Below are 20,381 nucleotides of genomic sequence, written 5' to 3'. Positions count from 1 at the left end.
CTGGTCGGCGCCGGGGATCACCTCGCCGGCATCGATGCGGGCCCGCTCCTCGGCCTCGTGTTGGGCTTGTTCCTCCGCCTCGTGGTGGGCTTGTTCCTCGGTCTCGTGGTGGGCTTGTTCGTCCGCGGTCGGGAACCGGCCCGGCTCGGCCGGGACCGGCTGCGCATGCGCCGGGGTTGAGTGAGCACTGAGGGTTGAGTGAGCACTGAGGAAGGTGTCGAAGATGCCGTTCATGATTCCGCGGAGCTCCGGGGTGACCCCACCGCGCAGCGGGTAGAGCCCGTCGCGGAACTGGCCGAAGCCGAAGCTGCTGCGGGCGGCCAGCACGGTGCCCTCGCTTGGGGCGGTGCCGTCGGGGTCCAGGAGCGCCTTCCACTGTTGCATCTGCCCCCGGATCAGGTCAGCCGAGAATGCGAACCCGGCGTTCGGCAGGCCCTCGTTCTCCGCGGTGATGACACCGGTCGCGGAAGCGACCAGGCCCCGCTCGGCGGCCTCGACATTCGTGGGGTCGAGGTAGCTCGGCAGGTCGCTCAGCCCGGTGACGATCGCTTCGGCCGCATCCACGCCGATGGTTCCGGAAGTCAGGGCGTCGGCGACGACCGGGTAGCGCGGTGGCAGCACGCTGCCGCCCGTCTGACGGACCCGGGTCTTCTCACCGAGCTTGACCCACCGCTTCACCTCCCGGGCCGAGACGCGGGTGAGCGTCGTGATCAAGTCGGTGCCGGTGACACTGCCACGCGTGCGCGCCAGGGACACCGTCTGAATTCTCGTGTCCGAGCGCACCTCGACGTCGGCGGCCAGGGCGACCCGACCCGCATCCGCTAACCGGCCCACCGTTTCCATCGACCCCAGCAGGCTCAGCAGGTCATCGTCGGAGCGGAGGTGCGCGTCGAGATTGGTCATCACATCGGCCATAACGGTGGCGGCAAGCTCGAGAGAGTCAGCAGTGGAGAACCCGGCCGCCATCATCGCGGAAACCTCGAGGGTTTCAGCGGTCGAAAGCCCGGCCGTCAGAGCCTGCACCTGCAGCATGACCGCGGCCACCGGAGTGTCGGTGGTCGGGGCGATCATGGGGAAACAGGCTCTGACTCCATAGCTCAATTCTCCCAAAATGGGAACTGGAATGCGAGCATTTCTCAGGATCGGTGGATAACTTTTCGCAGGTATATCTGTGGAGAACTGCGCCCTGACGGGTGCCGAGAGGGTCACATTCAGAGGCCGACTCGCGAGGCCGCGACAGCTCGACTAACGGAATGGCGCCGCGATCAGACGGGCGGGGCGCTACTCCGCGAGCGTGAGGAAGGCGACGAGCAACGCGATGCGCTCAAGGAGCGACTCGATACTGAAACTCTCGGTGCGCGCGTGGGCTCCCTCACCGCGCGGACCGAGGCCGTCAAGGGTGGGCACTCCCCTCGCCCCCGGCAAATTGGTGTCGGCCGCGCCGGCCGCCGCCCGGGCTGACAACGTCAATCCGCAGGATGCCGCGGCGTGGGTCATCCGCTCGAGCAGCCTGTCATTCGCTGCAGTCGGGATCCAGGCGGGGCGGGAGGAGAGCACGGTGATGTCAATGACGGCACCCGATCGCATGGCCCTCACGCCGCGGATCTGCTCAAGCACCGTCGACTCGACGGCCGCATCGAGAAAACGGAGTCCGATCAGCGCGCTGGCCGTTCCTGCCACGACGTTCGCCCGTGTCCCTCCCGAAATAGTTCCCACATTGAGCAGGACCGCGGGAGACGCTGCCCCCTCATTCGCCGCATCGACGATGGCGCGCACCTGGCGCAGCTGGTCCACCAGCTCGTCAATCGCGGAGACCCCTCCATCAGGGTCGAGCGCCGCATGGGATTCGCGCCCGATCACGGTCAGGTCGATGCGCGTGCTCCCCCAGCGCCCTCTCTTCAGAGCGCCGTCCGGGTGTGGAGACTCAAAGCCGAGCGCGCATCCGACGGTGTCCAGCATGGTGGCCAGAAGGGGCTGAAAACTCGGGGAACCGATTTCTTCATCGGCGGCGATGGCGATCCGAACCGGCCGATGCGGCAGATTCAGAGTACGGATGACCTCCAGCGCGGTCTCGATCACGACCAGACCGCTCTTCATATCGAAGCTGCCGGGTCCGGCGACGCGGTCGCCATCGACCGACCAGGGCATGCCGGCCAGGGTCTCCCTGGGCCAGACGGTGTCGCTGTGGCCGAGGAGAAGAACCGTCGATGCATCCGCCAGCTGCCCACGACCGGGCAGCTCGGCCAGAACATGACTGCCGGCTGCTCCCTCAGCGCCGACGGGTACCACGGTGACGTCGGCGCCCAGGGCGCAGTATCGGTGCTGTAGTGCATCGGCCAGCGTGTTGAGTGCCGGGCCATCGGACGTGGGAGTCTCCAACTCCACATAGCCGTGAATTCGTTGAAGGATGTCGTCACGCCAGGTTTCGATCAGCCTTCCGACTGCGCTCGAAACGCCCCGAGAGTCGTCAGTTTCCATTGCCCCACTCGATTCCATCGATCAGCCGTACTCGGGTTCCATCGCCGACGAGGTGATGGCCGAGACGATCTTGAAGGCATTCATCGCCTCGGTCATGTTCGCCGCGTCGTAACCGATGCGGCGCTCCCCGATGAGTTCCACGGTCGGAATGATCGAGGTGGCGTCGGCGAGGTGAACGGCGTCGAATTCAACCTCGACCCGGTGCGAACTCACATTCGGTGCGCCGCGACCGACCAGCGCCGCCGCACGCGCAGCTGCCGCGCGCTGCGCAGCCACGGTTCGCGCGGGCGGGAGGCAGATGGCCGCGTAGCGACTCACATACTCTTTGACTGCGACGCGTTCAGCGTCGGGAGCGTAGCTGAGGGAATCAGTGCAGGTCAGGTCATCGCCGCTCACAAAGACCACGGGAACGCCGAACTCCCTGGCGAGAGAAGCGTTGAGGTAGCCTTCGCTGGCCGGCTGCCCGTCAAGCCAGACGCCGGTGATCGAATTGGCTTGGTAGGTGTGGGACAGAACGCCGCGCGCGCCGGCGCCGGCGTGATAGCCGACGAAAGCCACCGCATCCGCGTCGTGCACGCCCTGCATCATGCCCAGCGGCTTGTGCCTGCCGGTGAGCAGACGCACCCGGTCGTCGAGCTCCTCGATGAGCAGGTTGCGCATCGAAGAGTGAGCCTCATTGATCAGGATGTCGTCGATCCCGGCATCGAGAAACCCGAGCGCGACCGCGTTGACGTCGGCGGTGAAGAGCTTTCGGAACCGGTGCCATTCGTCGCCGCGCGGCTTGACGTCGAGTGGGCCGGTGACCCCGGTGGCGCCTTCCATGTCGGCGGAAATCATGACAAGAGGGTGTTCGGCACTCATTGCAGCTGTCCGTTCGTTGTCGCGGGTTCCCGGAGTGGGAGAAGAGCGGAAGACGTCTCGTCGACAGCGAAGTATGCCGCGTCGCGGCGCAGGAGGTCTGCCTCGGTTTCACCATGAATCAGCACGCGTGCGTGCCCGCTGCGCACAGCGACGACGGGCGGGCGAGGAACATAGTTGTAGTTGCTCGCCAGCGACCAGCAATAGGCCCCGGTCGCGGGAACGGCGAGAAGGTCGCCCGCCGCTACATCGCCCGGAAGGTAGTCGGCGTTGACGATGATGTCCCCGCTTTCGCAGTGTTTGCCGGCGATGCGCACCAGAATCGGTTCGGCGGTCGACATGCGGTTCGCCAGCCGTACCGAGTAGTCGGCGTCATAGAGCGCCGGGCGGGCGTTGTCGCTCATTCCGCCATCGACGCTGACATAGGTTCGCACCGATGCCGCATCCGTGCAGGTAGCGCCGGCTTCGGTGCTGCCGCCGAGCGCGACGGCTTTGATCGTGCCCACCGAATAGAGGGTGAAAGTCGACGGGCCGATAATCGACCGCCCCGGCTCGAAAGCGACGAGCGGGATGTCGATTGTGAGCCGTTCGCACTCATCGGCCACGACCGCTGCAACCCGCTCGGCGATCTCACCGATGGGAGTCGGATCGTCGTTGGCGGTGTACGCGATTCCGAACCCGCCGCCGAGGTTCATTTCGGGCACCGGCCCCTGCAACAGCAAGGCCGCGTGCACGGCGAGCAACCGTCGGGCCGACTCGGCAAAGCCGTCTGCGCCAAAAATCTGCGAGCCGATGTGGCAGTGCAAGCCGAGAAACTCAAGGCTCGATTCCGCGCGGATCCGCGCAGCGGCATCCGGAGCCTGCTCCAGGGTGATCCCGAACTTTTGGTCTTCGTGGGCTGTGGCGAGAAAGGCATGGGTGTGCGCGTGCACCCCACTGTTGACCCGCAACCGAACGCGCTGGATGCGTGAGTGTCGGCGTGCAGCTGCGGCGACCCGTTCGATTTCATGCAGGCTGTCGAGCACGATGACGCCGACGCCGACCGACACCGCTCGATCGATCTCGGCCACCGATTTATTGTTGCCATGAAAACCCAGATCTGCCGGGTCGATGCCCGCCGCCAGGGCCACCGCAAGCTCGCCGCCGCTACAGATGTCGATGCGGAGGCCGGCCTCGGACATCCAGCGGGCAATCTCGATGCTGAGAAATGCCTTGCCCGCGTAGTACACCGCGGTGCGGGCGCCCACCCGGGCGAACGCAGTGCGGAACGCGGCGAGCGTCTCGGCGGCCCGTGCCCGCACGTCGTCTTCGTCGACAACGTAGAGCGGGGTGCCGAATCGCTGCGCGAGTTCACCGGCTCCTAGACCGGCCACCACGATTTCGCCGTCGCGTGACCGCGTTGTGCCTCGTGACCAGAGGCTGGGATGAAGCTCATTCGCGTCGTGAGGAAACTCCAGCCAGTCTGGCGCGTGCTGCGGATTCTGCATGGGGTCTCTCAGTTCAGGTCGATGCTCTGCACGGTGTGCGCTGCGACGAAATCCTCGTCGATGTCAACGCCGAGTCCCGGAACCTCGGACACGGTGACGGTTCCGTCGACGGCGACGATGGGTTCGGTGGTGACATCGCGTGCGTAATATTTGTCGGAACCAGAGACATCCGAAGGAAGAACGAATCCCGGCAGGCTCGACACGGCGATATTGGCTGCCCGCCCGACCCCGAATTCGTGCATGCCCCCGCACCACACCGGCACACCGGCCGACACGGCCAGATCGTGAGCCGCGACGGCGGCAGTCAACCCACCCATTCGGGACACCTTGATGTTCAGAATCCGCAGGGCGTCTAGGTGAAGGGCCGTCTGCAGATCGGCGAGGGTCTCAATTGACTCGTCGAGGCAGATCGGAGTGTCGATCCGTTGTTGAAGCTGTGCGTGGGCCAGAAAATCTCGGGCATCGAAGGGCTGCTCGATCATTGTCAACCCGAACACATCGAGTGCAATCAGAGCGTCGACGTGTTCGGGAATCCAACGATAGGCCGCGTTCGCGTCGACGTGCAGATCAAGGGTCGGAAACTCCGCGCGAACGGCCCGAACCGGCTCGAGGTCCCAGCCCGGTGCGATCTTGAGTTTGACACGCTTGTACCCAGCAGCCGTGTGGGAGCGCACCTGGTCAAGCAAGCCGGCGATGGTCGGCTCGATCCCGAGCGAGACGCCGGCGCTGACGGTGCGTGCCGTGCCCCCGAGCGCGCGCGCGAGTGGGAGCCCTGCGGCCAGGGCAGCCACCGACCAGACCGCCATGTCGATCCCCGCAGCAGCGAAACGATTTCCGCGCACCTTCGACCACGAGGCCGCTGCCTCGGCCGGGGTCTCCCAGTCCACACCGATGAGAGACGGGAGAAGGAAGTCTTCGGCAATCGACCAGCAGGTGTCGACGGTTTCCGCCCCGAAGTAGGGCGAGCTCGGCGACGCGATCTCTCCCCACCCGGTGTGGCCGTCGTCGGTTCGGACTCGAACGAGGATGTGCTCCAAAAAGGTCTTGCTGTGTGAGCTCGTCTTGAACTCGTGCACCAGGGGAAGGCGCACTCGCTGCAACCGTGCGTCGGTGATCCGCATTAGTGCTCCACGTAGAGGCCGAGGTCTCTCCCGAGCCGATCGCGCTCGCGCAATCGGCGACCGGCGCCCTTCGCGCTGGCCGTGGTCAGTGTGGCCAGAACATGAATGACCAGGGCGACCGAGGTTGGGGAGTTTGCGAAGGATGCGCTGGCGGTGTTGACGATGAGGCTCTCCTGGGCGAGCGACACCAGCGGGGCATCCGCGGAATCGGTGATCACGATCAGGGTGCCGCCCGCCCGGCTGAACCGTTCGGCCACCTCGACGGTGTACTTGCGATAGCGGGACAACGAGATGGCAACCATCACGTCGGTCGACCGCACATCGCTCAGCACGTCGAGGGGCCGAACGATTGTTCCGTCGATCAGGGCGACGTTGGCGAGGCCAGCACTCAGATCCATCGCGAGCAGCGACGCATAGGTGAACGACTTCGCCGCGCCGAGGATGAACCGGCGCCTGGCCGCCACAACCAACCCGGCGATGCGCTCGAGTCCGGGATCGGCTCTGGCCCAGGCCACTGTGCTTTCGAATTGTGACTGTTCCTGGTCGAGAACCCGGTTCTTGAGCACCAGGGCGGACCGTCGTTGCACGCGCGCATCGAAGCGTTCGTGCGGACTTGTGAGCTCGTGTTCTTGCATGTCAGTCCTTCCCAAAGATGTAGATGGATCGATCGTCGCCATCGGACTGCGCTCGTGCCGCCGAGTGAAGTCGTCCGCAGCTCACGGCGACCAATCCGGAGGCGAAGTACCCGGCCACGATCGACCGGAGTGCTTCGCGTGCAGAGGCTTTACCTGTGTGATGGTGCGCGTTCGACGTCGAGGGGAAGACAACCCAACGCTCGTCGCCGGCCTGCCCGTTGTGCACAGCGTACGGGGCATCGTGTGCCACGACATCCTCAATCTGGGGAATGACGGCGCGCAGGCGGCGACCGGCGTCGGCGCTCCGCGCTGCGGCGTGAGCCTCGTCCAGCTCCCACTCGACGACGATGCGATCGGAGTCTGGCTCGCGATAGAAATCCGGAACGAACCAACGTCCCCGAGCACCGAGGGTGTTCAGGTTGAAGTGGGCGTTTCTTGCAAGATAGGGGTCATAGGCCCAACGCATCGTCGCTGCGCCCTGTCGCAGGGCGACATCCGCCTGCGCGCGCTTGAGCAGACGGCCCACGCCTCGCCCTTGAGCGTCGGCGGCGATGGCGGTGGCTTGGGAGTAGTGATAGATCACTGCCTGCTGACCCGAGTTGTCGACCGCGCTGAAGCCATAGCAAAATCCCAGAATGCGACCGTCGGAATCGAAAGCGCCGAGCGCCGAACCGCTGTTCTCGAGCAAACCGCGCAAGAGCTTCGGGCTCACGCCGGTCGCACCATCGGCGTAGCCGAAAACGGTGCGGTAGAGGTCCGCAGCCTGCTCTTGCTGCCGCGGGGTGTCCAGGTTCACAATGGAGATCCCCGCGGTGGCACGCACGGTCGGACGCACAGTGGCCGGCGGGATGTCGGTGGCGATCACAGTCGCTCCGTTCTGAGATATGAAACGTAAATTGCGTGGAACTCGGTAGTGCAACTTCTATTTTAGACCGTTATGCGAGAAAACGGAAGAAAGATACGTAACGTATATCTACATTCCCCGCCCGTGAACGTGCCTGCCTGTGGACATGACTGAGCCCTCACAGACGGAGCGCCTCGGGGGGCGGTTCGATCGGCGACACCTCCAGGTTCTGCACCAGGGGGCGGCGTATGCCGACCAGCCGAATTTCACAGAGCAGGGCGCCGCGCTGGCACTCGACAATCCAGCGCAGGTCGGCCGGACTGGCGGATGAGCGGATTCGGGCACTCAGTAGCTTCTGAGTCGCATCGATCGGCCCGAGCGAGTCCAGCGCCTGGGCCAATCGCCGTTCCCGAACGTCAGCGGGGACATCCCGCATCACGTTCTCGGCAAACACGTTGTCGAGCCCGGCGAGGGGCTCGTCCGCGCGCAGGGCACGATCGATTCGCTGTGCGAAATCGAGGGCCTCCGGCCACGGGCGGACCACCTCCGCAGGCGCGTCGATCCTGTCGAGTACCCCGGCGTGGCACCGGATCGCCAGCTGCGCGGCCAAGAACTCGTCGGAGTTGCCGAACACGACCACACCCAGACCCGTCGGGGTATGCCAGCGCATGTGCGAAGAAAACCCGGGCAGCCCCCCGGAGTGCTGCACAATGTGGCCGAACCGCCGATCGTGCTCGACCACCAGGCCCATTCCATAGCCGACCGCGTCGAGCTCCTGGTGCGTGCGCGCGGCACCGATCGGAATCATGGTGTGCACCCGCTGCAGCTCCTGGCGGCTCGCCGCGGACAACACCTCGGCGCGGCGCGGTTCGTCGGTGAATGCCGACGCGAGGAACGCGGCCCACGCCGCGATGTCGTCGATCGTGCTGAACAGGCCGCCGATGCAGGCGAGCGCGCCGGAGCCGACGAATGGCTCGTCCGCGAAGGTCGCTCCCTCGTCAAAGGTGCGAAAACCCGCCGCCAGAGTGCCGCCGCCCGGGTAGTCGCTCGCCTCGAAGCGCGTGTGCACCAGGCCGAGCGGCTCTAGAAAGCGCGTCGCGATTTCTTGTTCGATCGGATGGTCGGTGACGGCCTCGATCGCGCGGCCGACGAGCGACATCCCGAGGTTGGAGTATTGGTAACGTTCTCCCGGCTCTGCGGTGAGCCGAAACCCCTCGCTGGCCAGCGCCGCGATCTGTTCGCGCGGGGCCCCGAGCTGACGGTCGCCCCAGGCGTTGTCCTCTGGCATGCCGGAGCGATTCGTGAGCAGCTGTCGCAGGGTGACCGACATGTCCCGTCCGTCGAGCAGAAAACGAACGCCCGGAACGTAGTCCGTGATCGCACGGTCGAGCTCGAGCCGGCCCTCATCACGCAGGCTCAGCGCCGTCGCCGCGAGAAAGCTCTTCGACATCGAGGCGATCCGAAACACGGTATGACGGTCAGTCGCGGAGCCGTCCCGACGAGGCTCGCCCGCGGCCCGCCAGGCAATCACGCCGGTGCGGTCAAAGACTGCGGCGAGCGCGGCTGGCGCCATGTGCAGGTTGTGCGCGTCGAAGGCGGCGTCCAGTGCCACTGCGGCCGCCTCCGACGTGGAGACGGGCGAGCGCGACTCCGTGGTCATTGCTTGCCCAGGGCCCACGCGCGGACCTCATCGCCGAAGGCATCGATGAGCAGTCGGCTGGCGCGGGTGTTCGCCTCGTCGTCTTGCTCCGCCGTGGCGACGAGCGCCGCGACGTCGTACCCCTCGCCGCGGAGGGCGGCGTCGTTCCAGCGGGCCAGGTTCGCTGCCGACGCCTCGGGGTGAAACTGCACCCCGCGCACGTGCTGGCCGAGCACAAATGCCTGATTCTGCACTGCGTCGCTCGAGGCGAGCAACACCGCACCGGGCGGCAGCCGTGTGATCAGATCCTCGTGGTTCTCGATCATCGGCGCGGCCTCGCCGATCGCGGCCAGCACCGGGTCGAGCCGTCCCTCCTCGGTGGCGCGAATGAGGGTGCTCCCGCGCTCCTTCGGGCCGAAGCTCGCGCGCACCTCGCCGCCGGCGACGTCGGCGATCACCTGCGCGCCCAGACAGATGCCGAGGGTCGGAAGGTCCAACTCAATGGCCTGCTCGGTGAGTCGTCGTTCGGCCCGGAGCCACCCGGCCTTCTCGTAGTCGTCCGGCATCAACCCGCCGCCCAGCAGCACGAGGCCATGAAAACCGTCGAGCGTCTCGGGGAGGCCGTCCGCCCCGTACCGCTCGACAACTTCTACCCCGCTCTCCTCGAGCCAGGCGCCCAGCCGTCTGGGCCCCGAACCCGGGGAATTCACCACTGCCAGTACGCGAGGGGATGCAGCCACGGTTAGCCTACTTTCACTGTTGTTGTGTCGATCGCGGGTGCGATCGCCAGAGGTTCTGGCTCCCCCGCTTCGCCCGCGAGAAAGCTGATGTAGTCGCCGTCCGAGGCCTCGAGTACGCGGAGCACGTTCTCCGAGCCGAGTCCCCTGAGTTCCCGTTCCGACCAGCCCCTTCGCTCCAACTCCTCAAACAGCCGGGGGTACCCCGAGACGTCATCGAGACCGGAGGGCATCGCATCGGTGCCGTCGTAGTCGGCGCCGAGGCCCACCGCGTGCACCCCGGCAACCTCACGGATGTGCTCGAGGTGATCGGCGACGTGGCTGATCCCCACGGGTGGCGGCTCGCCTTCCTCACCCGCCTCAACCCACAACCGGCGTTCCTCCGAGAGAAAAGAGGGCACGAAGGCGAGCATCACCACTCCGTCACGCTCACCGATTTCTCGCAGCACGTCGTCCGGAACGTTGCGCGCGTGGTGGCATTGCTCCCAGGCACCCGAGTGACTCACGAGTACGGGACGACTGCTCTCCTCGAGCGCATCGCGCATCGTCGCCGGCGCCACATGCGCCAGGTCGACGAGCATACCGATCCGGTTCATTTCCCGTACGACCCCACGACCAAACGCGGTCAGGCCGTTGTGCCGCGCCGTGTCGGTTGCCGAGTCCGCCCAGTCGATCGTGCGCGACCAGGTGAGTGTGAGATATCGAGCGCCGAGTCGGGCGTACTGCCGGAGCGTGCCGAGCGAATTGTTCAGCTGCGCACCGCCCTCGACACCGATCAGGGAGGCGATGCGGCCGTGCGCCATCGCTGTTCGGACCTCGGCGGCGGTGCGGGCCAGCCGGAGCCGCTCGGGATAGGCCGCGACAAGTCGCTGCACAAAATCGATCTGCTCGAGCGTCGCCACGACCTGCTCAGCCCCGGCAAGCTCGGGATCGACCCAGACCGACCAGAATTGGCCGGCAACCCCGCCGGCGGCGAGCCTCGGCAGATCGGTGTGCAGCGTGGGAGCGGCGACGTCGAGTCCCGCGACCGAGTAGCCGCGGTGTTCGCGGCACGCCCAGGCCAGATCGTTGTGCCCGTCGATCACCGGGTAGCGGGGCATGCGTGTGTCGGTCATCGGAGCTCCTCCAGCTGTTGAGTCGGTTCGTGCTCGGGGCGATACAGCCCCAGCTCTGCCGCGTACCGGTCCCGGCCGGAGAGCCGTCGCCGAGCACCCTTCGCGCTCGCCGTGGTCAGGGCGCTGAGCAGGTGACACACCGCGGCCACCGCGGTGGGCGAGTCAGCGTAGGACACCGACTCGGTGTGCACACGGATCAACGCGCTGGCCAGGCCCGCGAGCGGCGCGTCGTCGCTGTCGGTGACAACCACCAGCTGCCCACCCGCCTCGTGGAAGAGCCGGCCCAGCCGGATCGTCTCCGTGCGATACCGCCGCATCGAGAACACGATGAGCACGTCGCTGGAGCGAACGTCGGTGAGCAGCGTGAGCGGAGACAGCCCGCGGCCGTCGATCAGAAACACGTTGGACAGGGTGGCTGACAGGTCAGCGTTCAACAGTTGCGCGTAGGCCGAACTCTTGCCCTCTCCGCCGATGTAGCGCCGCCGCGCCCCCAGAATGAGCGCCGCGGCTCGGGGCACCTCGCCATTCGCCGTGAGCTCCTCGAGGGTGAGCGCAAGCGATCTCGTCTCACTCTCGATGACCTGTGCCTGGATCGTCTCGGCCGAGAGGTTCGCCCGAAACTGCTCCCCGAAGCGATCCTGTGGGGAGTTCAGCGCGCGATCAGACCCATTCTTGCTCATGTTCGCCGCGCGGTCGGTCATTCGGTGCCCTTGCGACGAGATGGCACCACGAGATACCCGCCGGCCGCCGGAGACTCGAACACTGGGGCAGAGAGGATGGACGGAATCATATGTTTCCTATATCTCGGAATTTGTCGACGAATGCGACGATGTTATAAGGGCACTGTACCGATCGCAAGCCTGAGATACGTTTCATAAGCACACGAACAGCCACCCGCGGGGCAGCGGGCCGCGCTCGCCAATCATTGTGACCGCACCTGAAACGGATACGTAGCGCATCTTCAGAGGATACGAAACGCATCTTTGGAGATGCGGAAGGGACACGCCGAACGATGCTGAGCAGAAGGAAATCTGTTGATTACCTTGTTTCGGGGACAATACGGCTTGATTTCCACCGGTTTACAATTCGAGAAATGCCTCGATGGCGACAAATATTCACATCACGATTCACTATTCTCTTGAAAGATACGAAACAAATCTATTGACCATTTTCGGTTTTTGGGGTTGCATAGGCACACCGACCGCACCTCACAGCCCAGAGCGGTCGCAATCGAAGGGATGCCAGCACATGCACACTCCTCCACGTAAACATCGGCTCCGCACACTTGCAGTTGGTGCCGTGTTCGCATGCGCGGCGGTCGCGATCGCGCCGACTGCGGCCTTTGCCGCACCGGTGTTCACCGAAGCAACCCCGGCCGCGGAGGCCTCGGCCACGACGTTCCGAATCGCCACGTCGGGCTTCGTCGACAGCTTCAACCCGTTCATGTCGATCTACCTGCTGCCGACAAACTCCATCCGGTATATGTACGAGTCACTCGTACAGAACAGCTCAGAAGACGGCTCGCCGACCGAGGGTCTCGCCGAGTCGTGGACGACGGAGGATGGCGGCACGAAGTGGATCTACACGCTCCACAAAGACATGAAGTGGTCCGACGGTGAGCCGATCACGTCCGCCGATATCAAGTACACCTACGAGCAGATGATGACCGTGCCCGAGTTGGGCAACGCAAACGGCAACCTCGTCACGAACTTTGACTCGATCGAGGCCCCGGACGACCTCACCCTCGTCATCAATCTGAAGACGCCCCAAGCGCCGAACCCCGGTTCCGAAATCCCCGTGGTACCCCAGCACATCTGGGAAAAGATCGACAACCCCTCCGAGTACGCCAACGACAAGGACGTCGTCGGCTCCGGCTCATTCGTGCTCGAGAGCTACAAGGCGAACGAGTCCATCGTGCTGAAGGCCAACCCGAATTTCTGGCGCGGCGCCCCGAAGATCGACGAACTCCAGTACGTCTACTACACGAACTCCGACGCCCAGGTGCAGGCGCTCAAGGCCGGCGACGTCGACTTCGTCACGAGTCTGACCCCGACCCAGTTCGCCGCGCTTGAGAACGTCGAGGGCGTGACGACCCACTCCGGCGAGGGCCGCCGCTACCACTCGCTCAGCATCAACCCGGGTATGCAGACCCGCGACGGCACAGCGTTCGGCTCCGGTTCCGAAGCGCTCAAAGACGTCGAGGTACGCCAGGCGATCCGCCTCGGCACCGACACCAAGACCCTGCTCGACAAGGTCCTCGAGGGCAAGGGCGTGCTGGCCACGAGCTTCATCCCTGCTTCCTTCCCGAAGTGGCACCTGGCCGATGACAATTCGGCCCTCGTGACGTTCGATCCAGAGGCGGCCCAGGCCAAACTCGACGCGGCCGGCTGGATCGCCGGCGCCGACGGCATCCGCGAGAAAGACGGTCAGAAGCTGGAGCTGCGCCTGCTGATCGACGCCACCGAGCCGCTGGAACAATCGATCTCCGAGTTCTTCGTGCCGTGGATGAAGGACATCGGCGTCGCTATCAATGTCGAGTCGACCGACTCCGATACCGTCAGCGCCAAGGCTATCTCGGCTGACTACGACATGTACTTCAGCGGGTGGTCGGTGAACCCTGACCCCGACTACCAGCTCGGCATCAACACCTGCACGAACCTGCCGACCAACGCGGACGGCTCGGGCGGCACCTCCCAGGACGGCTACTGCGACCCTGAGTTCGACAAGCTTTACACCCAGCAGCGTTCCGAACTCGACGGGGACAAGCGTGAAGAGATCGTTCAGCAGATGCTCGCGATGAACTACACGGACACCGTGCAGGTCGCGACCTGGTATGCCAACGGTCTCGAGGCATACCGTTCCGACCGCTTCGACGGCTTCACCCTGCAGCCCGCCAAGGGCGGCATCATTGCCAACCAGGCCGGGTATTGGGGCTTCTTGACTGTCGCCCCGGTCGAGGGCAGCGAAGGCTCCTCTGGCCAGAGCGCCAACATCGGCCTCTACATCGTGGGCGGCGTGGTCGTGCTGGTCGCGATCGGTGGCATCCTGTTCATGCGAAGCAGACGTAAGACGCAGGCCGACGTCGAGTAAATAGGCGGTGATGCCGCAGCTCCTCTGGAGCTGCGGCATCACCGTTTCGGACCCCTCTCTTAGGAACTCATATGACGAACTCGGTGCCCCCTTCTACAACGGCCATCGCGACCAGCGCGAACGCGGAGGAACGCCCCCGCGACGTCTCCGCGATTCGCTACTTTCTGTTCAAACTTGGCGGAGCAGGCATCAGCCTCGCGATGGTGATCCTGCTCGGCTTCTTCGCCTTCAAGATCTTGCCCGGCGACCCCGTCGCCACGATCGCACGCCAACGGCAGATGACATCCGAACAGATGGACCTACTCCGGGAACAGTTTGGGCTGAACAAGCCGCTCTGGCAGCAATTCGTCGACTACATCGGCAATGTTTTCACCCTCAACTTCGGCGAAAGCTACGTCTACAAGACGTCCGTGTCCAGCCTGATCGGCCAGTACTTCTGGCCCACGATCCTGCTCACCGGCACCGCGGCGATCCTCGCCATTGCGCTCGGGCTCTGGCTTGGCCAGAAGGCCGCTTGGAAGCACGGCTCACGCTTCGACAAGATGGTCTCCTCCAGCTCGCTGGTGCTCTGGTCGGTGCCGACCTTCTGGCTGGGCCTCATTCTGCTGATGGTCTTCGGCGGCACGCTGCACTGGTTCCCCACTGGTGGGATGCGTTCGCCGAACCCACCGACCGACCCGCTGGGCGCTGCCCTTGATATCGCCTCGCACATGGTGCTCCCCGTGATCACGATGGTCGCCGTGGTCTACGCCCAGTACCTCATGGTGATGCGCAGCTCACTCATCGAGGAGATGAGCGCCGACTACCTGACGACCGCGCGGGCCAAGGGGCTCCGCGAAGACCAGGTGCGCCGCCGACACGCGGTGCCGAACGCGATGCTGCCCACCGTGACGCTCATCTTCATGCACCTCGGCGGCCTCATCGCGGGCGCGGTCACCGTTGAGACCGTCTTCTCCTGGCCCGGGCTCGGCAAGCTCACCTACCAGGCGATCAGCGGTCCAGACCTTCCTCTGCTGCAAGGGACCTTCGTGGTGTTCTCGGCGATCATCATCGCGATGAACCTCATTGCCGATCTCATCTACCGTCAGCTCGACCCGAGAGTGAGGCGCGCATGAACACGCTCACCGTCCAGACCGGCCGCCAACGTTCCCCGCGGTACTTCGCCTGGGCCCGTCGCCGGGCGGCGCTACGCGACTTCTGGCATCAGTTTCGCCAGCACCGAGCCGGCATGATCGGACTCGGATTTCTGATCCTGGTCGCGCTGATCGCAATCCTCGCACCGGTCATCGCGCCGGCGCACATGCTCGACGTCACCAAACTCGTTGACCCGGAGCGCTTCGCCCCGCCCTCCCTGCAGCATCCGCTTGGCACCGACCAGCAAGGACGCGAACTCTGGGTGCGCATGGTGTGGGGCGCCCGCGTCTCCCTGCTTGTCGGTCTCGCGGCGACGGCGATGTCGATGATCATCGGCACGCTCGTCGGCATCGCCGCCGGCCACTTCACCGGCATGTCCGGGGCCATCCTGATGCGCTTGATCGATTTCTTCCTGGTGCTGCCGTCTCTGATCCTCGCGATCGTGCTCTCCACTGTGCTCAGCCGGGGCGTGCTCACCATCATCATCGCGATCGGTCTCACCTCCTGGGCCGCCACGGCCCGGATCGTGCGGTCTCAGACGCTGACCGTCGAGTCCCGCGACTACATCGAGCGCTCCCGCGCTCTCGGCGCCGGGCACTGGCACATCATCGTGAAGCACCTCCTCCCCGGGGTGTTGCCGCTGGTGCTTGCCAACACCACGCTCACGGTCGGCTCCGCGATCATTGCAGAGTCGACGCTCGCCTTCTTGGGGCTCGGTGACCCCACGGTGCAGTCCTGGGGCTCGATCCTGAAGAGTTCCATGGATGCTTCCGCCGCGACGAGCGGCTACTGGTGGTACGTGCTCACGCCCGGTATCGCAATTGTCCTGGTGGTTCTTGCGTTCACTCTGATGGGTCGCGCGGTCGAGAAAATTGTGAACCCCACGCTGAGGAGCCGTTGAGCCATGCCTGATCTGAAATTCGAAGACGTCTCGATCACCTACCAGACCTCGGGCCCCAACAGCCGCGGCGAGGTTACCGCGGTGAAGTCGGTCACCCTCGAGCTACCCGCGGGCGGAACCCTCGGCATCGCCGGAGAGTCGGGCTCCGGAAAGTCGACGCTCGCGATGAGCGCGCTGCGGCTGCTGCCGAAGAACGCCCGTCTGGGCGGCCGGGTGCTCGTCGGCGACACCGATGTGGCCACGTTGAGCTTCGGCGAGCTGCGCGCCCTACGCTGGGCGCAGGCGTCAATCGTGTTCCAGGGGGCGATGCACTCGCTCAACCCGGTGCACACAGTCGGCGAGCAGATCACCGAGGCGCTGGAGATCCACATCACCGACCGCTGGAAGACTCCGCACGCACGGGAGTCCCGCGTGCGGGAGCTGCTCGATATCGTGGACCTCGCGCCGGAGAAGGCGCAGTCCTATCCGCACGAACTCTCGGGCGGGCAGAAGCAGCGGGTGATGATCGCGATGGCGCTCGCCTGCGAGCCCGAGATCATCATCGCCGACGAGCCCACGACTGCGCTCGATGTGATCGTGCAGAAGCAGATTCTCGATATGATCTCCCGGCTCGTCACCGAGCGGGGCATCTCCCTGTTGATGATCAGTCACGACCTCTCTGTACTCTCCACCGCGTGCGAGCGAATCGCAATCATGCGGAACGGCTCGCTCGTGGAGATCGGCGAGTCTCGGATGATTTGCACGGAGCCGAACGAACCGTACACGCGAAAGCTCACCGAAGCCTTTCCGACGATCGGCGACCCGGCCTCTCGGATGCGGCCAGTGACCCGGCACGGCGCGGGCGCGGACGAGCCCGGTACTTCCGAGCCGAGCGACGAGGTGCTGCTCTCCGCGAAGGGCGTCAACGTCACCTATCACGGCTCGGGGCATCTGCGAGCGGTGCGCGACGTTAACCTCGAGGTACGGCGCGGTGAGATCGTGGCGCTCGTGGGCCAGTCCGGTTCGGGCAAGACGACCCTCGCCCGCGCACTGATGGGCCTCCAGCACACCGATCCTGGCAGCGCTATCTCCTTCGGCGGCAACCCCCTGCCCACCAAGGGAAGGGAGCTCAAGAAGTTTCGCCGCCGGGTGCAGTTGGTGCTGCAGGATCCCTCCGCAGCGCTGAACCCAAAGCTCACCGTCTATGAGTCGGTTGCCGAGGGTCTGCGTGTGCAGGGCATTCCCGGCGACGAGCGCGAGCGGGTGGCACAGGCCCTCATCGACGCGGAGCTCTACCCGCCGGAGAACTACTTCGGCGCGATTCCCCAGGAACTGTCGGGGGGCCAGCGCCAACGCGTGGTCATCGCGGGCGCGCTCGCGCTGCACCCCGAGATGATCATCGCCGACGAGCCTGTCGCCTCGCTCGACGCCTCGGTGCGCGGCGAGATCCTCGGCCTGCTGCTTTCACTCAAGAAACGCCTGGGTTTGTCCGCCTTGGTGATCACCCACGACCTGGGCCTGGCGTGGAACATCGCCGACCGGGTCGCCGTGATGTACCACGGCGAGATCGTGGAGCAGGGTCCGACCGAGTCCGTGCTGCTCAACCCGCAACACAGCTACACCCGACAGCTGCTCGCCGCAGCCCCAAGCGTCAGGAAAGTCTCCGTATGAGCGACCACCGCACCGCTTACCTCAGCACCGCGCCCCTCGCCGTCGGCGACACCGTCGCGATCGTCGCCCCCTCCGGGCCGAGTACCAGGGCCGGCTTGAACCGTGCCGTCGGCTACTACGAGTCCTGGGGGCTCAACGTGGTCGTGGGCGAGCACGTGCTAGACCGGCATTCTCGCTCCCGTCACCTCGCCGGCGAGGACGATGCCCGCCGTGCCGATCTTGTCGCCGCTTGGACCGACCCAGCGGTCGACGCCGTGGTCTGTCTCCGGGGCGGGTATGGGGCCATGCGCCTGCTCGACGGCATCGACTGGCCGGCGATGAAGCACGGCATGCTGCGCGGGGATGGACGCCCCACACTACTCACCGGCTCCTCCGACATCACCGCGCTGCACGAGGCGTTCCGCGTGCATCTGGACGTGGCTGGCCTGTTCTGTCCGATGCCGGGCAACGACGTGTTCCGGGACTCCGAGTTCGTGCGGGCCGACGTGCACCGCTGGCTCTTCGAGCCGTGGGCGGGACGCGAACTGATCGGGCCGAAGACCGCGGTCTTGGTTCCCGGTATTGCCGAGGGCCGGTTTACCGGCGGTAACCTGAGTCTGCTCTCCGCCGCGCTCGGCGCGCCGGAGGCCGCAGAGAATATCGACGGGATCCTCTTTCTCGAAGACATCGACGAGGAGATCTACCGCCTGGACAACCTCCTCGTGCAGTTGCAGCGCGCCGGCCGGCTCGCCTCGGCCGAGAGCATCGTGTTGGGATCCTGGCACGGGTGCGGCGATTCCGACGAGATCCGCGATCTGCTGGATGAGTACCTCGGCGGCCTCGGTGTGCCCGTGCTCTGGGAGCAGGGCTTTGGCCATGATCCGCACGCGCTGAGCGTGCCGATGAACGTCGACGGCGTGCTCGACGCGAGCGGTGACACTCCGCGACTGACGGTCTCGGGTTCGACTCGATGACCGTTTCCTGGCAGCTCCCCGAGCTCGATGACCGCGCGATTTGGAGCGTGCGGGTGATCGACGGCGAGACCAACGAACCGCTGCTTGAGCACCACCCCGACACTCAGTGCGAGACCGCCAGCATCGGCAAGATCTTCCTCTTGATTGAGGTGGCACGCCGAATCGACGCCGGCACTCTCCAGCTCTCGCAGCTCGTTGAGGTCCCCACGGAGTTCGCGGTCGCCGATTCCGGCATCCTGTATCGGATGCGAGATCAACAATTGTGCGTTGACGACCTAGCGTTGCTCGTCGGGGCGTTCAGCGACAACCTCGCCACCAACACATTGCTGCACCTCTGCGGCCTCGAAGCGGTGCGGGCGGTCGCGCCAGGGCTCGGCTACACCCAGACCTCGTTGCATGACTACATCCGCAACGAGCGCACCCCTGATCTGCCCTGGACGCCGTCCTTTGGCACGGCGCGCGAGCTCGCCGACGTGATGCGGAGCCTGGCCTCCGGCGACATCCACTCCCCCGCGGTGAGCGAGCGAGTGCTCGACTGGCTCGCCTCCGACGCCGATACCTCCCTGGTCGCTGACTCGTTTCTGCTCGATCCGCTCGCCCATGTCGACGCCGAGTACCAGGGCATGGTGCTGCGGCACAAGACCGGCACCACCAATTTTGCCCGGATCGATGTGGGCCATGTCTCTGGCCCGATGGGTGCCGTGGCCTACGCGGTTGCCGCGAACTGGAAGGGCGTCGCGGCCGATCTGCGCGCTCCCGTCATCGACGCGATGCGCGCGATCGGTGAACAGATCCGTCACCACGTGACCGGCCGCGCACGAGAGGAATGAAACGGATGACCCCACACTTTTTTTCCGAACACGACACCCAATGGTCGGTGCTCGCGGTCGACATCGATTCGGGGGAGGAACTGGTCAGGCTCGATGCTGACCGGGTGCTGGACACCGCCAGCGTCGGCAAGATCTTTATGCTGCACCGTCTGCTCACCGAGGCCGACGCCGGCATCCGCTCGCTCGAGGACCGGGTCACCCGGCGGCCGGTCGAGTGGATGGACAACTCGGGTCTCTGGTACCTGTTGCAGGCCGACACCCTGTCCCTCTACGACGCTGCGGCACTCGTCGGTGCGGTGAGCGACAACGCCGCCACCAATACGCTCTGCCGAATGATCGGCCTGCCCACGGTGCAGGAGCACACCAGAGCGCTCGGCTATTCCCAGTCTGCGCTCGACGACGTCGTGCGCTGGCCGCTGCCGCCAGGGGCCCCGCGCACGCTCTCGCACGCAAACGCGGAGGAGCTGGTGCGCTTTGTCGCACGCACCGCCCGCGCCGAGGACCTGTCCCCGGCGTCTGCGGACACGCTGCAGCGCTGGCTGGGCGCGGGCATGGACCTCTCCATGACCGCCTCGGCCTTTGGCCTGGACCCACTCGCGCACTACTTCTTCGACCGGGACATCTGGCTCTGGAACAAGACCGGCACGATCTCCAACGTGCGCGCTGACATGGGACTGGTGATGAGCGGCACGCGCCGGATCGCCTACGCCGTGCTGGCGAACTGGCGCTCCGGAGCGGATGCCCGCGACGGCGTGCTCGCCTCGATGCGCGAGGTGGGCGAGCTCATCCGCACGTCATTGCGCGACTGAATCCCCTCGCGCGCAGCCCACGCACACGGCCGTGGCCCCCGTACCGTCACGGTCGGGGGCCACGGCCGTCGCTACGCGACGTGGTGAAGCCGGACGAGTG

General features: G+C 65.6%; 18 protein-coding genes. 7 read left to right on the top strand and 11 right to left on the bottom strand.

Annotated elements, in window-relative coordinates:
* The 11 genes from ABD791_RS14440 to ABD791_RS14390 all read right to left on the bottom strand — a co-directional run.
* On the bottom strand, nucleotides 1-1,071 hold a 1,071-nt coding region (locus tag ABD791_RS14440; protein ID WP_345067969.1), incomplete at its 3' end, for a DUF222 domain-containing protein.
* Between the two features lie 210 nt (nucleotides 1,072-1,281).
* Nucleotides 1,282-2,478, bottom strand: coding sequence for a M20/M25/M40 family metallo-hydrolase (locus ABD791_RS14435; protein ID WP_345067967.1), 1,197 nt, complete (start codon nucleotides 2,476-2,478; stop codon nucleotides 1,282-1,284).
* A gap of 21 nt (nucleotides 2,479-2,499) precedes the next feature.
* Nucleotides 2,500-3,315 (bottom strand): M55 family metallopeptidase, encoded by an 816-nt coding sequence (locus ABD791_RS14430; RefSeq protein WP_345067965.1) that lies wholly within the window; start codon nucleotides 3,313-3,315, stop codon nucleotides 2,500-2,502.
* Between the two features lie 20 nt (nucleotides 3,316-3,335).
* Nucleotides 3,336-4,823 (bottom strand): diaminopimelate decarboxylase, encoded by a 1,488-nt coding sequence (gene lysA / locus ABD791_RS14425; RefSeq protein ID WP_345067963.1) that lies wholly within the window; start codon nucleotides 4,821-4,823, stop codon nucleotides 3,336-3,338.
* Between the two features lie 8 nt (nucleotides 4,824-4,831).
* Nucleotides 4,832-5,944, bottom strand: coding sequence for an o-succinylbenzoate synthase (gene menC, locus ABD791_RS14420; protein ID WP_345067961.1), 1,113 nt, complete (start codon nucleotides 5,942-5,944; stop codon nucleotides 4,832-4,834).
* Entirely contained in the window at nucleotides 5,944-6,579 is a 636-nt protein-coding gene (locus ABD791_RS14415) for a MurR/RpiR family transcriptional regulator (RefSeq protein ID WP_345067959.1), read from the bottom strand. The genes menC and ABD791_RS14415 overlap by 1 nt, the downstream gene beginning before the upstream one ends.
* Before the next feature lies 1 nt (nucleotide 6,580).
* Nucleotides 6,581-7,444: a hypothetical protein gene (locus tag ABD791_RS14410; RefSeq protein ID WP_345067957.1), complete on the bottom strand. Its 864-nt coding sequence runs from the start codon at nucleotides 7,442-7,444 to the stop codon at nucleotides 6,581-6,583.
* Nucleotides 7,445-7,601: 157 nt separating this feature from the next.
* Nucleotides 7,602-9,035, bottom strand: a complete 1,434-nt coding sequence (locus ABD791_RS14405) for a serine hydrolase domain-containing protein (protein ID WP_345067955.1) — start codon at nucleotides 9,033-9,035, stop codon at nucleotides 7,602-7,604.
* Nucleotides 9,036-9,079: 44 nt separating this feature from the next.
* On the bottom strand, nucleotides 9,080-9,802 hold the full coding sequence (locus ABD791_RS14400) for a type 1 glutamine amidotransferase (protein ID WP_345067953.1): 723 nt from the start codon (nucleotides 9,800-9,802) through the stop codon (nucleotides 9,080-9,082).
* 2 nt (nucleotides 9,803-9,804) lie between these two features.
* On the bottom strand, nucleotides 9,805-10,914 hold the full coding sequence (locus tag ABD791_RS14395; RefSeq protein WP_345067951.1) for a dipeptidase: 1,110 nt from the start codon (nucleotides 10,912-10,914) through the stop codon (nucleotides 9,805-9,807).
* On the bottom strand, nucleotides 10,911-11,615 hold the full coding sequence (locus tag ABD791_RS14390; protein ID WP_345067950.1) for a MurR/RpiR family transcriptional regulator: 705 nt from the start codon (nucleotides 11,613-11,615) through the stop codon (nucleotides 10,911-10,913). The genes ABD791_RS14395 and ABD791_RS14390 overlap by 4 nt, the downstream gene beginning before the upstream one ends.
* Before the next feature lie 598 nt (nucleotides 11,616-12,213).
* On the opposite strand from ABD791_RS14390, the gene ABD791_RS14385 reads away from it, so the two are divergent.
* The 7 genes from ABD791_RS14385 to ABD791_RS14355 all read left to right on the top strand — a co-directional run bounded on the left by ABD791_RS14385 (nucleotide 12,214) and on the right by ABD791_RS14355 (nucleotide 20,281).
* Nucleotides 12,214-14,004 (top strand): ABC transporter substrate-binding protein, encoded by a 1,791-nt coding sequence (locus tag ABD791_RS14385; RefSeq protein ID WP_345067949.1) that lies wholly within the window; start codon nucleotides 12,214-12,216, stop codon nucleotides 14,002-14,004.
* 71 nt (nucleotides 14,005-14,075) lie between these two features.
* Nucleotides 14,076-15,119 (top strand): ABC transporter permease, encoded by a 1,044-nt coding sequence (locus ABD791_RS14380; protein WP_345067947.1) that lies wholly within the window; start codon nucleotides 14,076-14,078, stop codon nucleotides 15,117-15,119.
* Complete coding sequence (locus ABD791_RS14375) at nucleotides 15,116-16,039, top strand: ABC transporter permease (RefSeq protein ID WP_345067945.1); 924 nt, start codon at nucleotides 15,116-15,118, stop codon at nucleotides 16,037-16,039. The genes ABD791_RS14380 and ABD791_RS14375 overlap by 4 nt, the downstream gene beginning before the upstream one ends.
* Before the next feature lie 3 nt (nucleotides 16,040-16,042).
* Complete coding sequence (locus tag ABD791_RS14370; protein ID WP_345067944.1) at nucleotides 16,043-17,689, top strand: ATP-binding cassette domain-containing protein; 1,647 nt, start codon at nucleotides 16,043-16,045, stop codon at nucleotides 17,687-17,689.
* Nucleotides 17,686-18,642: a S66 peptidase family protein gene (locus ABD791_RS14365; RefSeq protein ID WP_345067943.1), complete on the top strand. Its 957-nt coding sequence runs from the start codon at nucleotides 17,686-17,688 to the stop codon at nucleotides 18,640-18,642. The genes ABD791_RS14370 and ABD791_RS14365 overlap by 4 nt, the downstream gene beginning before the upstream one ends.
* On the top strand, nucleotides 18,639-19,472 hold the full coding sequence (locus ABD791_RS14360) for a serine hydrolase (RefSeq protein WP_345067941.1): 834 nt from the start codon (nucleotides 18,639-18,641) through the stop codon (nucleotides 19,470-19,472). Before ABD791_RS14365 ends, ABD791_RS14360 begins: the two co-directional genes overlap by 4 nt.
* Before the next feature lie 5 nt (nucleotides 19,473-19,477).
* Nucleotides 19,478-20,281 carry a serine hydrolase gene (locus ABD791_RS14355; protein WP_345067939.1) on the top strand — a complete coding sequence of 268 codons (804 nt, stop codon included), beginning with the start codon at nucleotides 19,478-19,480 and terminating at the stop codon, nucleotides 20,279-20,281.
* Nucleotides 20,282-20,381 lie beyond the last annotated feature (100 nt).

This window comes from Glaciibacter kafniensis (assembly GCF_039538945.1).
Taxonomy (GTDB): Bacteria; Actinomycetota; Actinomycetes; order Actinomycetales; family Microbacteriaceae; genus Cryobacterium; species Cryobacterium kafniensis.
The sequence above is the reverse complement of the archived record's forward strand: the minus strand, read 5'-3'. Positions and strand labels throughout refer to the sequence as shown.

Bases quoted from the DNA above. Each gene is read 5' to 3' on its own strand.
- ABD791_RS14435 (WP_345067967.1), bottom strand. From the start codon at position 2,478: ATGGAAACTGACGACTCTCGGGGCGTTTCGAGCGCAGTCGGAAGGCTG.
- ABD791_RS14430 (WP_345067965.1), bottom strand. From the start codon at position 3,315: ATGATTTCCGCCGACATGGAAGGCGCCACCGGGGTCACCGGCCCACTC.
- lysA (WP_345067963.1), bottom strand. From the start codon at position 4,823: ATGCAGAATCCGCAGCACGCGCCAGACTGGCTGGAGTTTCCTCACGAC.
- menC (WP_345067961.1), bottom strand. From the start codon at position 5,944: ATGCGGATCACCGACGCACGGTTGCAGCGAGTGCGCCTTCCCCTGGTG.
- ABD791_RS14415 (WP_345067959.1), bottom strand. From the start codon at position 6,579: ATGCAAGAACACGAGCTCACAAGTCCGCACGAACGCTTCGATGCGCGC.
- ABD791_RS14395 (WP_345067951.1), bottom strand. From the start codon at position 10,914: ATGACCGACACACGCATGCCCCGCTACCCGGTGATCGACGGGCACAAC.
- ABD791_RS14390 (WP_345067950.1), bottom strand. From the start codon at position 11,615: ATGACCGACCGCGCGGCGAACATGAGCAAGAATGGGTCTGATCGCGCG.
- ABD791_RS14380 (WP_345067947.1), top strand. From the start codon at position 14,076: ATGACGAACTCGGTGCCCCCTTCTACAACGGCCATCGCGACCAGCGCG.
- ABD791_RS14375 (WP_345067945.1), top strand. From the start codon at position 15,116: ATGAACACGCTCACCGTCCAGACCGGCCGCCAACGTTCCCCGCGGTAC.
- ABD791_RS14370 (WP_345067944.1), top strand. From the start codon at position 16,043: ATGCCTGATCTGAAATTCGAAGACGTCTCGATCACCTACCAGACCTCG.
- ABD791_RS14365 (WP_345067943.1), top strand. From the start codon at position 17,686: ATGAGCGACCACCGCACCGCTTACCTCAGCACCGCGCCCCTCGCCGTC.
- ABD791_RS14360 (WP_345067941.1), top strand. From the start codon at position 18,639: ATGACCGTTTCCTGGCAGCTCCCCGAGCTCGATGACCGCGCGATTTGG.
- ABD791_RS14355 (WP_345067939.1), top strand. From the start codon at position 19,478: ATGACCCCACACTTTTTTTCCGAACACGACACCCAATGGTCGGTGCTC.